Origin of the sequence: Klebsiella sp. BIGb0138, from assembly GCF_004342285.1 — a bacterium.
Classification (GTDB): domain Bacteria; phylum Pseudomonadota; class Gammaproteobacteria; order Enterobacterales; family Enterobacteriaceae; genus Klebsiella.
Genome location: NZ_SMCV01000006.1, coordinates 17,737 through 30,397 on the forward strand (window position 1 = coordinate 17,737; position 12,661 = coordinate 30,397).

At 54.4% G+C, this 12,661-nt stretch carries 12 protein-coding genes; all 12 read right to left on the reverse strand.

The annotated features are described in order from the left end of the window. Window positions 1–9: 9 nt before the first annotated feature. A complete protein-coding gene (gene rnhB / locus EDF73_RS14580; RefSeq protein WP_132729835.1) occupies window positions 10–606 on the reverse strand; it encodes a ribonuclease HII in 597 nt (198 codons plus the stop codon). Continuing rightward, window positions 603–1,751 (reverse strand): lipid-A-disaccharide synthase, encoded by a 1,149-nt coding sequence (gene lpxB / locus EDF73_RS14585; protein ID WP_132729836.1) that lies wholly within the window; start codon window positions 1,749–1,751, stop codon window positions 603–605. The genes rnhB and lpxB overlap by 4 nt, the downstream gene beginning before the upstream one ends. After that, the gene (gene lpxA / locus EDF73_RS14590; RefSeq protein ID WP_132729837.1) at window positions 1,751–2,539 is read right to left on the reverse strand and encodes an acyl-ACP--UDP-N-acetylglucosamine O-acyltransferase; all 789 of its coding nucleotides are present in this window, start codon (window positions 2,537–2,539) and stop codon (window positions 1,751–1,753) included. Before lpxA ends, lpxB begins: the two co-directional genes overlap by 1 nt. A 3-nt stretch (window positions 2,540–2,542) precedes the next feature. Next, window positions 2,543–2,998, reverse strand: coding sequence for a 3-hydroxyacyl-ACP dehydratase FabZ (gene fabZ, locus EDF73_RS14595; RefSeq protein ID WP_004145858.1), 456 nt, complete (start codon window positions 2,996–2,998; stop codon window positions 2,543–2,545). Window positions 2,999–3,169: 171 nt separating this feature from the next. Further along, complete coding sequence (gene lpxD / locus EDF73_RS14600) at window positions 3,170–4,195, reverse strand: UDP-3-O-(3-hydroxymyristoyl)glucosamine N-acyltransferase (RefSeq protein ID WP_132729838.1); 1,026 nt, start codon at window positions 4,193–4,195, stop codon at window positions 3,170–3,172. Window positions 4,196–4,198: 3 nt separating this feature from the next. Continuing rightward, window positions 4,199–4,684 (reverse strand): molecular chaperone Skp, encoded by a 486-nt coding sequence (gene skp, locus EDF73_RS14605; protein WP_132729839.1) that lies wholly within the window; start codon window positions 4,682–4,684, stop codon window positions 4,199–4,201. A 122-nt stretch (window positions 4,685–4,806) separates the two neighbouring features. Then, complete coding sequence (gene bamA, locus EDF73_RS14610) at window positions 4,807–7,236, reverse strand: outer membrane protein assembly factor BamA (RefSeq protein WP_132729840.1); 2,430 nt, start codon at window positions 7,234–7,236, stop codon at window positions 4,807–4,809. 31 nt (window positions 7,237–7,267) lie between these two features. Continuing rightward, window positions 7,268–8,620, reverse strand: a complete 1,353-nt coding sequence (gene rseP / locus EDF73_RS14615) for a sigma E protease regulator RseP (RefSeq protein WP_132730079.1) — start codon at window positions 8,618–8,620, stop codon at window positions 7,268–7,270. Window positions 8,621–8,631: 11 nt separating this feature from the next. Next, the gene (cdsA, locus tag EDF73_RS14620; RefSeq protein WP_132729841.1) at window positions 8,632–9,489 is read right to left on the reverse strand and encodes a phosphatidate cytidylyltransferase; all 858 of its coding nucleotides are present in this window, start codon (window positions 9,487–9,489) and stop codon (window positions 8,632–8,634) included. A 12-nt stretch (window positions 9,490–9,501) separates the two neighbouring features. After that, the gene (gene ispU, locus EDF73_RS14625) at window positions 9,502–10,260 is read right to left on the reverse strand and encodes a (2E,6E)-farnesyl-diphosphate-specific ditrans,polycis-undecaprenyl-diphosphate synthase (RefSeq protein WP_132730080.1); all 759 of its coding nucleotides are present in this window, start codon (window positions 10,258–10,260) and stop codon (window positions 9,502–9,504) included. Between the two features lie 249 nt (window positions 10,261–10,509). After that, complete coding sequence (ispC, locus tag EDF73_RS14635; RefSeq protein ID WP_132729842.1) at window positions 10,510–11,712, reverse strand: 1-deoxy-D-xylulose-5-phosphate reductoisomerase; 1,203 nt, start codon at window positions 11,710–11,712, stop codon at window positions 10,510–10,512. 241 nt (window positions 11,713–11,953) lie between these two features. Continuing rightward, window positions 11,954–12,511 (reverse strand): ribosome recycling factor, encoded by a 558-nt coding sequence (frr, locus tag EDF73_RS14640; RefSeq protein WP_004858114.1) that lies wholly within the window; start codon window positions 12,509–12,511, stop codon window positions 11,954–11,956. Between the last annotated feature and the right edge of the window lie 150 nt (window positions 12,512–12,661).

Below are 12,661 nucleotides of genomic sequence, written 5' to 3' on the forward strand. Positions count from 1 at the left end.
ACGCAAGAATCAGGACGCAAGGCCCAGGGCGCGTTTTACCGGGCCAAAACTGCGCCGATGATGCTCGGTTGCGCCATGTTCGATCAGTTTTTCCAGATGGAAAGCGGTAGGGTAGCCTTTATGCTGCGCAAAGCCATATTGAGGAAATTCAAGGTCCAGCTCAGTCATTTCCGCATCGCGCGCGACTTTAGCCAGAATAGACGCTGCGCTGATTTCTGCCACCCGGCTATCGCCTTTGACCACCGCCTGTGCAGGCATGGGCAGCGACGGGCAACGGTTGCCATCTATCAGCACAAACTCCGGCGCAATCGCTAAGCCGGCAACCGCGCGTTGCATCGCCAGCATGGTCGCATGCAGAATATTCAGCTCATCAATTTCATGTGGCTCCGCGCGACCCAGACTCCAGGCTAACGCCTTCTCTTTGATTTCATCGACCAGCGTCAGACGACGCTTTTCGCTTAATTTCTTGGAATCGTTCAGGCCGACAATTGGCCGGCCAGGGTCAAGGATTACCGCCGCGGTAACCACCGCGCCAACCAACGGCCCGCGGCCAACTTCGTCAACGCCGGCCACCAGATGGGTATGCGGATAAACAAACTCAATCATTTCGCTAACTCCAGTACTGCGTCCGCCGCCTGCTCATCAGCATTGCAGCGAATTTGTTGATGCAGCGCCCGGAAGGTATCGTGCATTTCGTGGCTGGTTTTGCCGTCGGCCAGCAGCGGTCGCAGCGCATCGGCAAGCCGCTGCGGCTGGCATTCGTCCTGCAACAGCTCTTTCACCAGCTCGCGTCCGGCCAGCAGATTCGGTAACGAAACGTAGTCGGTTTTCACCAGCCGTTTCGCCAGCCAGAAGGTAAACGGCTTCATGCGATAGCCAACCACCATCGGGCATTTGGCCAGCATACACTCCAGCGCCGCGGTCCCGGAGGCCAGCAGCGCGGCATCGCTGGCGATCATCGCATCACGCGCCTGACCATCCAGCAGATGGACCGGCAGATCCGCCGCCGTTTCCGCTTTAATCCGCTCGAACTGTTCGCGCCGTTTCGCATTGACCAGCGGGACCAGCACCTGCAGATCGGGATAGCTTGCACGCAGAATTTGCGCGGTTTTCAGAAAATCCGCACTGAGCATTTCCACTTCCGCACCGCGACTCCCCGGCAGCAGCGCCAGGCAATGCACGTCCCGGGCGATCCCTAAACGATCGCGCGCGGCGCCTTTATCCGGATCCAGCGGCATGGCATCCGCCATGGTATGACCGATAAAACGGCAGGGAACGTTAAATTTGTCGTAAAACGCTTTTTCGAAAGGCAGGAATGCCAGCACCAGATTGGTCGATCTGCCGATTTTGAAAACGCGTTTTTGCCGCCATGCCCATACCGAGGGGCTGACGTAATGGATAGTCTTAATACCCTGTTTTTTGAGATTGCCTTCGAGGGTGATATTGAAATCAGGCGCGTCGATGCCGACAAAAACGTCGGGACGCAGCTCGCTGAAACGGCGGGTAAGATCGGCGCGGATATGCAGCAGCCGACGTAAGCGGCCGAGCACTTCAACAATCCCCATGACCGCCAGCTCTTCCATCTCATACCAGGCTTCACACCCTTCGGCCTGCATCAGCGGCCCCGCCACGCCGACAAAGCGCGCATTGGGAATGCGCGCTTTGAGCGCGCGGATCAGACCGGCGCCAAGAATATCGCCGGAGGTTTCTCCGGCGACCAGGGCAATCGTCAGGGGACGCGGTTCAGCCATTAACGAATCAGACCGCGGGTTGAGCGGGCAAAGAAATCGACAAATGGCTGAACTTCAGGATGCTGAGCCGCCAGCCCGGCGATTTCCGGTTTGGCTTCGTCCAGCGTTTTTCCGCTGCGGTACAGCAGCTTATACGCGTTACGAATCGCGGTAATCGCTTCACGGCTAAAGCCGCGGCGCTTCAGGCCTTCGATGTTGACGCCATACGGCGTCGCGTGGTTGCCCTGGGCAATAACAAACGGCGGTACGTCCTGCGCAACGCCGGAGCAGCCGCCCACCATCACGTGTGCGCCGATGATGCAGAACTGGTGCACGGCGGTCATGCCGCCGATGATGACAAAATCATCCAGCGAGACATGCCCGGCAAGGGTGGCGTTATTGGCCAGAATACAGCGGTTGCCGACCGTACAATCATGCGCGACGTGCGCGTTGATCATCAGCAGGTTATCGCTGCCCACCTTCGTTAATCCACCGCCCTGTACTGTGCCGCGATGAATGGTGACGCTTTCGCGGATGCGGTTGCGATCGCCAATTTCCACACGGGTCGGTTCGCCAGCATATTTCAGATCCTGGTTAACTTCACCGATAGAAGCGAACTGATAGATCTCATTATCGCGACCAATTTTGGTGTGGCCGTTAACAACAACATGAGATTTCAGTACGGTACCTTCGCCTATTTCGACGTTAGCACCAACAATACAAAACGGGCCAATGTGAGCGTTAGCACCGATAACGGCGCCCTCTTCCACAATGGCAGTTGGATGAATAAAGGCGGTTTTATCAATCACGTATCAGGCCTCCCGGCTACGCGCACACATCATCGTTGCTTCGCAAACCACTTTACCGTCAACCAGTGCGACGCCTTTAAAGCGCGTCAGACCGCGGCGGGTTTTCTCGAAAGTGACTTCCATAATCATCTGATCGCCTGGCACTACCGGACGTTTGAAACGCGCTTCATCAATCCCGGCGAAGTAATAGAGTTCACCCGGTTCGAGCTTACCGACGCTTTTGAATGCCAGGATGCCGGTGGCCTGCGCCATTGCTTCCAGAATCAATACGCCTGGTAAAATCGGTTTACCAGGGAAATGCCCCTGGAAAAACGGTTCGTTAACAGAAACATTTTTTACTGCGCGCAGAAAACGACCTTCTTCAAAATCCAGCACGCGATCTACCAGCAGGAACGGGTAACGGTGAGGCAGAAGTTCCAGAATCTCTTCAATGTGCAGAGTATGAGTGTCAGTAGTCAAAATACTCTTCCTGTCTAAATATACTAAAAGGCAATAATAACACGGCCTGCGGCAATCTTATGAATGCAACAGGCCGAAAATTTTTACACCGTATCTTTCACGCGACGTCTTTGCCAGCAGTGACTGCCGCCTCAATGCCGCCGTGAATGATTTTGTGTGTCACCAGAGGCGCTACTCTTGCTGATTAACCTTACGCTCAATCGATTTGAGGCGCTTGCTGAGATCATCAATATTCATCACCAACGCTGCGGTTTTACGCCATACCTTATTCGGTTGCAGCGGGATACCTGAAGAATAGACCCCAGGCTCGGTGATAGGACGCATCACCATACCCATCCCGGTAACGGTAACTTTGTCGCAGATTTCCATATGGCCGTTGATCACGCTGGCGCCACCGATCATGCAGTAACGGCCAATTTTCAGGCTGCCTGCCATGATCACTCCGCCAGCAACGGCAGTATTGTCACCAATCACAACGTTATGCGCAATCTGGCACTGGTTATCAATGATGACGCCATTGCCGATGACGGTATCATCCAGTGCGCCACGATCGATAGTAGTACAGGCGCCGATCTCCACGCGATCGCCAATAATGACGCGACCCAGTTGCGGGATCTTCACCCAGTTGCCACGATCGTTGGCATAACCGAAACCATCGGCACCAATGACGGTGCTGGATTGAATCAGGCAATTCTCACCGATCTCAATCTCGTGGTAAACGGTCACGTTGGCCCACAAACGGGAGCCAGCACCAATTTTCGTCTTTTTCCCAACGAAGCACCCGGCGCCGATAACCACGTTATCACCCAGCACAACGTCGGATTCGATAACGGCATTCGGGCCAATCGCTACGTTTTTACCCAGCTTCGCCGTAGCATCAATAACCGCGCTGGGCGCGATATTCTGCGCCGGCTGCGGCGTGGTATCAAGAATTTGAGCCATGCGCGCGTAGGTCAGGTAGGGATTACGCACTACCAGCGCGGCGCCTTGGGCAAAAGGTAAATCATCCTGCGTCATGACAACGGCAGAAGCCTGGCAAGCGGCCAGGTGCTCACGGTACTTAGGGTTGACCATGAACGTAATATGGCCTGCTTTTGCACTCTGCATGGACGCAACGCCGGTGATGACGATATCGCCATCACCGTGTAATTCTGCATCCAACTGCTGCGCAAGATCAGCCAGTCGAATTGAAGGCATTACTTATTTAACCTGTTTCAGCACATCAGCGGTGATGTCTTTCACATCGCTGCTGTTGTATGCAACGGCATTAGAATCAACAACCAGATCGATGCTCTGGTTGCTCGCTACGCTTTTCACAGCAGTCTGGATACGGGTAACCAGTTTGCCACGTTCTTCGTTAGAACGACGGGCGCGATCCTGCTCAAAAGACTGAGCCTTCTGAGAGAAGGTCTGGCGCTGAGCCATAACGTCTTTTTCCAGCTTGGTACGATCGGCACCTGGTTTCATGGACTGCAGACGCTGCATTTTGGACTGCAGATCGCCTTCCATACGCTGCAGCTCGCTAGCGCGGCCTTTAAACTCGTTTTCCAGCGTATTAGAAACGCCAGTTTTCTGGGCAACCTGTTGGAACAGGCTGTTCATGTTAACCATTGCAATTTTATCTGCCGCTTGTGCGGAAGTTACCATTGCTAAACCCAGACCTGCAGCTAATAACCACTTTTTCACAATTAACTCCTTACCATCCCATGAGTACCCAGGGGTACCGTTATTTGCGTGGCCAGGCGATAACCGCGGTTATCGCCTAAAGTCAGCGCTATACTGCACTTACATTCCGTTGTTGCCCGCAATTACCAGGTTTTACCAATGTTAAACTGGAACTGCTCGGCTTTGTCTCCCTCGTACTTTTTAAACGGTTGGGCGTAGGAGAATACCAACGGCCCCAACGGCGACATCCACTGTACCGCAATACCGGCAGACATACGGATGTTGCTCGGATCACCGTAATCCGGATAACCCGCGTAAGCGCTCGAATCCCAGTGTGTATCCCACACGGTACCCATATCCCAGAAGAAGGAAGTACGGACCGAGTTCGCATACTTATCGCTGATAAACGGCGTCGGCGTAATCATCTCCAGGCTGGCAACGGCCATGGCGTTACCACCCACTGCATCATCCGATTTACACGGCGCAGATTCGGTGCTCTTACAGTTACTGTCATAGCTGTCATCATCATCGTGACGACTGCTGGCCGGGAAATAAACCGCTTTCGGACCAATGGTGTTCGACTGGAACCCGCGCACGGTGCTTGAACCACCGGCGTAGAAGTTCTCATAGAACGGCATCTCTTTACCGCCGAGGCCGTCACCATAACCAAAGCGGGTACGTCCCAGAACCACCCACTTGTGATCGTTATCGATCGGTACGTAGGTGGCCGTATCGAGCGTGGCTTTGTAGTATTCGTTATCAGAGCCAGGAATGGTCACTTTACCATTCAGGTTGACGCGCGAACCTTCCGTTGGGAAGAAGCCACGGTCGAGCCTGTTATAGGTCCAACCGTAGTTGAAGGTGAAGTCGTCGGCGCTAAATGAGTTTCTATCATCGGTGTTATCCGGATATTGACCCATTGAGTTCAGATAACGCCACATCGACACCTGCGGCTGCATATTGGACAGGGAGTTATGGACGTACCCTAAGCCCGCGCGCAGCGTATTGTATTCGTTTACCGGGAAGCCCAGCGTTACGTCTGTACCATAGCTTTTGTTGGTATAGTCAGACAGATCCGCATCGTTCGCATCGAAGTCGTTATAGAAGATACGACCACCGAGACTGACGCCATCCACGGTAAAGTACGGGTTGGTTACCGACAGTTCAGTATAGGTCTGGTAATCGTTTTTGGTGCCGTTAATTCCAACGGAATAGCCGGTACCCAGCCAGTTGTCCTGCTGAACGCCGGCCTGGAAGCTCACACCGCTTTCGGTACCGTAACCGATACCGAAGTTGAAGCTGCCGGTGTTACGTTCTTTGACCTTATAGACCACGTCTACCTGATCCGGACTGCCCGGTACGCGCTGCGTATCGGTATCAACCGTTTCGAAATAGCCGAGACGATTCAGACGATCCTTACCCTGATCGACCAGGTCGCTACCCAGCCATGCCCCTTCCATCTGACGCATTTCGCGACGCAGAACGGCATCTTTCGAGGTGTCGTTGCCTTCAAAGCGGATTTTACGCACGTAGTAACGGTTGCCCGCGTCTACGTTGACGTGCAGCTTGACGGTCTTGTCGGTATCGTTGATTTCCGGCTGCGACTGGACGCGCGGGTAGGCGTAACCGTAGCGACCGAGGAGTTTCTTAATATCATTCTCCATTTTGGTCACTTTGGCGCCGTTATACAGCTCGCCCGGCTCCACTTTGGTCAAGGCTTCGATTTCTGCCGAATGTCCTGCCAGATCGCCCGTCACCTGCACACCGGACAGCTTGTACTGATCGCCTTCGGTGATGTTTACGGTGATGTAGATGCCTTTTTTATCCGGCGTCAGGCTCACCTGGGTGGAGTCGATGTTGAAACGTGCGTAACCGCGATCCAGATAGTAACTGCGCAGGGTTTCGAGATCCCCGGCGAGCTTCTGTTTCTGATATTTGCGATCGCCGACTACGTTCCACCACGGCACTTCGTCGCGCAGCTGGAATGTTGAAATCAGTTCATCGGTGCTGAATGCATGGTTACCGACGATATTGATCTGCTGGATTTTCGCCGAGACGCCTTCCTGGAATACCAGTTTCAGGTCAACGCGGTTACGCGGCAGCGGAGTGACGACAGCTTTTACGCTGGCGCTGTACTTACCGACGCTGTAGTAGAAATCTTCCAGCCCTTTCTCAATATCAGCGAGCGTCGTGCGGTCAAGAGACTCACCCACACGAACGCCGGATGCCTCAAGGTTTTGCTTGAGCATGTCATCCTTCACCGACTTGTTACCGGAGAAAGTGATGCTGGCAATCGTTGGGCGCTCTTTCACCTGCACCAGCAGGGTATCACCATCGCGCAGGACGCGAACGTCCTCAAAGTTGCCAGTGGCAAACAGAGCGCGAATGGTGTTACTGATATCATCATCGGTCACCGTATCGCCAGGACGCACTGGCATACTGAGGAGGGCCGCACCAACAGCGACACGCTGCAAGCCTTCGAAATGAATGTCCTTCACCACGAACCCTTCAGCACCGTATACGGTTGCGCTGCTAAACAGCAGCGACGCTATGAGCAACTTTTTCATCGCCATCGTTATTATGCGTTCTTCCTAACAAACTCTCTTACAACCGAGAGAAATCATTGAAAAGTGCAAGCCCCATTAACAACACCAGCAGTATTGAGCCAATGCGATAACTAAAGTCTTGAACTCGCTCGGATACCGGCCCGCCCTTCAGCTTTTCAATCGCCAAAAACAGCAGGTGCCCCCCGTCCAGGACGGGAAGCGGGAACAGATTGATTATTCCGAGGTTCACGCTAATCAGCGCAAGGAACATCAGATAGTAAATCAACCCAAACTCCGCTGACATTCCAGCCCCCTGGGCGATAGAAATCGGCCCGCTGAGGTTGTTCAGTTTGACATCACCGGTTATCAATTTACCCAGCATCCTGACCGTTAACGACATCAGTTGCCAGGTCTTATCCGTGGCTTCAGCAATGGCGGCAAACGGCCCGTACTGACGCACTGTCTTATACTCATCAGGCAGCGGGATGACCTTAGGCACAACCCCTGCAAACCCTTCAGCTTTGCCTTTTCCGGGTTTCGAATCTGGCGTCAGCGTAACAGACAAAGGACTACCCTGTCGCTCGATGTCCAATACCAACGCCCTACCCGGATTATCACGCACCAGATTCACAAACATCATCCACTGCGTTAACGGTTGACCATCGACTTTAACGATCCTGTCGCCCGCTTGCAAACCGGCCTTCTGCGCCGCCGAGTTTGATTGTACTTCTGCCAGTACCGTATCAATCTGCGCGCTGCGGGGCTGAATGCCCAACGATGTCACCGGATCTTGTTTATCCGGCTCGAACGCCCAGTGCCGCAGATCGAGGATTTTATCCTGACGCTGAGCTGTCCCGAAAGGGGCGACCGTAACTATTGTTTGCTCGTCGCCGATCTTCGAGACCAGCGCCATGCGCACAGCATCCCAATCAGGCGTTTCGATGCCATCTATCGCTTTAAGTTCCGTTCCTTTTGCAATTTGTGCGTGCGCGGCAATCGAATCGGGCACTATTTCGCCAACGACCGGACGCACGCCAGGGACACCGATGATGAACACCAGCCAGTAGGCAAAGATGGCAAAAATGAAGTTGGCGATCGGTCCGGCAGCGATGATAGCCGCGCGTTGACCGACGGTTTTGTTATTGAAAGCGTAGTGGCGCATCTCTGGCGCCACCGGCTCGACGCGCTCGTCGAGCATTTTGACGTAACCGCCGAGTGGAATCAGGGCGATGACGAATTCCGTTCCCTGTTTGTCAAAACGTCGCCATAACGCTTTGCCAAAGCCGATGGAAAAGCGTTCAACGCGAACGCCACAGCGACGAGCCACCCAGAAATGGCCAAATTCATGCACGGTGATCAATACGCCCAGCGCAATGATAAAGGCAGCCAAATTCCAGAGAACGCTTAGCATAAAACCTTCCGTCAAATCGTCCTGAAGACCAACAATAGCAGACACGCGAATACCGGTACCGCCGCCGTCAGGCTATCGATACGATCCAGTATTCCACCGTGTCCGGGAATCAGATGACCGCTATCCTTAATGCCGGCCTCTCGCTTAAACATACTCTCAGTCAGATCGCCAAGCACCGACGCCAGAGCAGCGACGACGGAACAAATCAGCAAGACCGTCGGGGTGACGTCCAGATCCGCCCACAGACCGTAGGCCCAGGAGATAACCGCAGCCGTCAGCAGGCCCCCGAAGAAACCCTGCCAGGTTTTACCCGGAGAAACTTTCGGCGCCAGCTTATGCTTGCCAAACAGCTTGCCGAACATATAGGCGCCAGAATCCGCGCCCCAGACCAGAATCATCACGTACAGTAGCCACACGGCGCCGCTGTAATGGTTATCCGCATAATGCCAGGCGCGCAGCGACAGCATGCCCCAGAAGAACGGGACGATGGTCAGAATGCCAAAAATCAGACGCAGCGTTTTCGAGTTCCGCCAGAAAGCGGCGGAGGCCGGGTAAGACAGCACCAGCAGCAGCGCCGCAATCCACCAGACAAACGAGGCCCATAGCGAACCCTCAACCAGCGGCTGATGGGCGTCATAATGATATTCAGGCATCAGGAACAGCATCAACGCCAGCAGCAGACCGCAAAGCACGGCCAGCCAGACGCGTTGTGTGGTTGAAGTGAAACCGCTTAATTGCCCCCACTCCCACGCAGCGAGCATGCAAACGACCAGGGTGACGATAGCAAAACCCGCAGGCGGCAACAAAAAAAGCGCCGCAATGACCACGGGGATTAAAACGAAAGCCGATATCAGGCGATACTTCAGCAAAAGCGACCCCCATCAGGCATGATTGCCACCCGGCTCAGTGCCGCCAAAACGACGCTCTCGATTAACAAAGGCATGGAGTGCACCTTCAAAGTCCTGTTCAGCAAAATCGGGCCAAAGAACATCGGTAAAGTAAAGTTCGGCATAGGCAATTTGCCAAATCAAAAAATTACTGATGCGATGCTCTCCCCCGGTCCTAATAACTAAATCTACAGGTGCCAGTTCATGCATGCAGACCTGCTGACTCAGCATGTCTTCCGTGATCTGTGCGGGCTGAAGTAACCCGTTCTGTACCTGTTCGGCCAGATTGCGGACACCTTGAATAATATCCCAGCGCCCACCGTAGTTCGCTGCAATATTCAGCGTCAAGCCAGTGTTGTTCTCAGTTAACGCTTCCGCTTTGCGGATCCGTTCCTGCAGACGGGCATTAAAACGCGTGGTCTCGCCGATGATCCGCAGGCGGACGTTATGCCGATGCAGACTTTTCACTTCGCTATCCAGCGCCCAGACAAACAGCTCCATCAGGGCGCTGACTTCCTGCGCCGGACGGTTCCAGTTTTCACTGCTGAATGCGTAGAGCGTCAGCGCTTCAATACCATTGTTCGCCGCGAAGGAAACTGCGCGACGAACTGATTTCGCCCCGGCTTTATGGCCGAATGCGCGAATTTTTCCTTGCTGTTTCGCCCAACGACCGTTGCCATCCATAATGATGGCGACATGGCGACAGCCATGCGCAGGCGACACTTCGCTGACAGTTTGATTAGCAGACAACATAACGCGTTTTAAGTCCATAATAAGGATTAGCCAAGCCACTAAACGCGAGCAACCGGTCAGCGCTGTATACGCATTTTTATCCCGTGCCGAAGCTACGGCTAATCGCAGAGAACAACCAAAAGCTTTACGCAAAAAAGCCGTGTTTCGCCACGGCCACCGCAATCTTTGACAACAAAATGCAACGATTGGGTGGCGCAGACTATATCACTGAAGCCCAGCGCCCACAAATATCACAGCGTGTCGCGAGGTTCAGCCGCGCGTTGTCAGATGTTTTATCTGCTTCAGTGCGGCAGCCCTGGCGTGCGCGTCGATAATCAGCACTTCATCAATGCTTTGCGGTTCATCCACTGCCAGCTGTTCCAGCACCGCGAGGTTAACCGCCGCAATGTCGGTAAAGCGAATTTCCTCAGCCAGAAAGGCGGCGACTGAAATTTCATTGGCCGCATTCAGCGCCGTTGTCGCCGCCTGTCCCCGATCAAAGGCATCCATCGCCAGCTTCAGACACGGATAACGTGCGTAATCCGGCGCAGAGAAGCTCAGCTGACTCAGTTGGCAGAAATCTAACGCTTCCACTCCGGAGTGCAGACGGTCTGGCCACCCCATCGTATGGGCGATCGGCGTGCGCATATCCGGTGCGCCAAGCTGCGCAATGACGCTGCCATCAAGGTAGCGCACCATAGAATGAATAACGGACTGCGGATGGATCAGCACTTCCATCTGTTGGGCCGAGGCGTTGAACAGCCAGCGGGCTTCGATATATTCCAGCCCCTTATTCATCATCGTGGCGGAATCGACAGAGATTTTGCGTCCCATTGACCAGTTGGGGTGACGGCAGGCCTGATCCGGCGTCATTGCCGCCAGTTCCGCCAGTGCCGTTTCCCGGAAGGGACCACCGGAACCGGTCAGCAGAATCGACGAAACGCCGTTCTGCGTCAGGTCAGCGTATCCGAGATGATGTTGAATATTTACCGGCAAACTCTGAAAAATGGCGTTATGTTCACTGTCGACGGGCAGCAGGCGCGCGCCGGACTGCTGCACGGCATCCATAAACAGGCGCCCGCAGGTCACCAGCGACTCTTTGTTCGCCAGCAGCACCGTTTTGCCGGCGCGAATGGCGGCCAGCGTCGGCACCAGCCCGGCAGCGCCGACGATGGCCGCCATCACCTGATCGACATCGTCCAGCGCCGCGACATCGGCGGCAGCCTGCTGGCCGCTTAGTACTTCGGTGCGGCTACCGTGTTCGCGTAACCGGATACGCAACCCATCTGCGCTTTGCACATCGTCCATAACCGCATAGCGGGGAGAGAATTCCAGACATTGTTCAACCATACGGTCGACATTTTTCCCCGCGACCAGCGCGGCGACGGAAAAGCGATCGGGGTTATGGCGCACCACATCCAGCGTGCTGCAGCCAATTGAACCGGTCGAACCGAGAACGGTTAATTGCTTCATGAGATGTCCAGAAGAATTGAGACAGGATAAAAAGAAAAACGCCGCCAGCAAGCCCTTGCACCACAATCACCCGGGAGCAGGTCGGCGCTCTATCACCTTCGGCAAGCGTGCCAGAGGCTACAGGGCCGACCGTTTTAACACAATCCCAGCAATTGAGCGTTCGGTCTTCTGTACGGCGTTTCAGACTTTACGCCCGCCCTGCCCTTCACTAGCAACGGGAGGCGAACGTATCAGCAGAGAATCAGAACTGCATCAGTTCAGCTTCTTTATCTGCCAGCGCCGCATCAACTTTCTTAATGGCGGCGTCAGTCATTTTCTGCACGTCGTCCTGAGAACGGCGATCGTCATCTTCGCTGATCTCTTTGTCTTTCAGCAGCGCTTTCACTTTGTCGTTGGCATCACGACGAACGTTACGTACTGACACGCGAGCCTGCTCGGCTTCGGCGCGCACGATCTTGGTCAGATCTTTACGACGCTCTTCGGTCAGCGGAGGCAGCGGAACGCGGATGTCGGTACCCGCAGAGCTTGGGTTCAGACCGAGGTCAGAAGCCATGATCGCTTTCTCAACCGCCGGGCTCATGGAGCGATCGAACACGTTGATTTTCAGAGTACGGGAGTCTTCTACCGTTACGCTTGCCAGCTGACGCAGCGGCGTCGGCGTGCCGTAGTATTCCACGACAATGCCATCCAGCAGGCTGGGAGAAGCACGACCCGTGCGTATTTTGCTGATTTGGGTTTTGAACGCTTCGACGCATTTTTCCATGCGTACTTCAGCATCTTTTCTGATATCGCTAATCACGTTACGAATCCTTGAAAACTTGTCTCAGACAGACCAGACGGTCGCTCACCGTAAAAGTGAGCTAAGTATAGTCAGATTTAATGCAAATCACCGGGCAATCGGCCCGCGAAAGTAAGGCGGAATATTACCCGGATTTGGCGCTGACGGGAA

Excerpts from the sequence above, each read along its gene's own strand:
- rnhB (WP_132729835.1), bottom strand. The coding sequence starts at position 606 with ATGATTGAGTTTGTTTATCCGCATACCCATCTGGTGGCCGGCGTTGAC.
- lpxB (WP_132729836.1), bottom strand. The coding sequence starts at position 1,751 with ATGGCTGAACCGCGTCCCCTGACGATTGCCCTGGTCGCCGGAGAAACC.
- lpxD (WP_132729838.1), bottom strand. The coding sequence starts at position 4,195 with ATGCCTTCAATTCGACTGGCTGATCTTGCGCAGCAGTTGGATGCAGAA.
- bamA (WP_132729840.1), bottom strand. The coding sequence starts at position 7,236 with ATGGCGATGAAAAAGTTGCTCATAGCGTCGCTGCTGTTTAGCAGCGCA.
- rseP (WP_132730079.1), bottom strand. The coding sequence starts at position 8,620 with ATGCTAAGCGTTCTCTGGAATTTGGCTGCCTTTATCATTGCGCTGGGC.
- ispU (WP_132730080.1), bottom strand. The coding sequence starts at position 10,260 with ATGTTGTCTGCTAATCAAACTGTCAGCGAAGTGTCGCCTGCGCATGGC.
- ispC (WP_132729842.1), bottom strand. The coding sequence starts at position 11,712 with ATGAAGCAATTAACCGTTCTCGGTTCGACCGGTTCAATTGGCTGCAGC.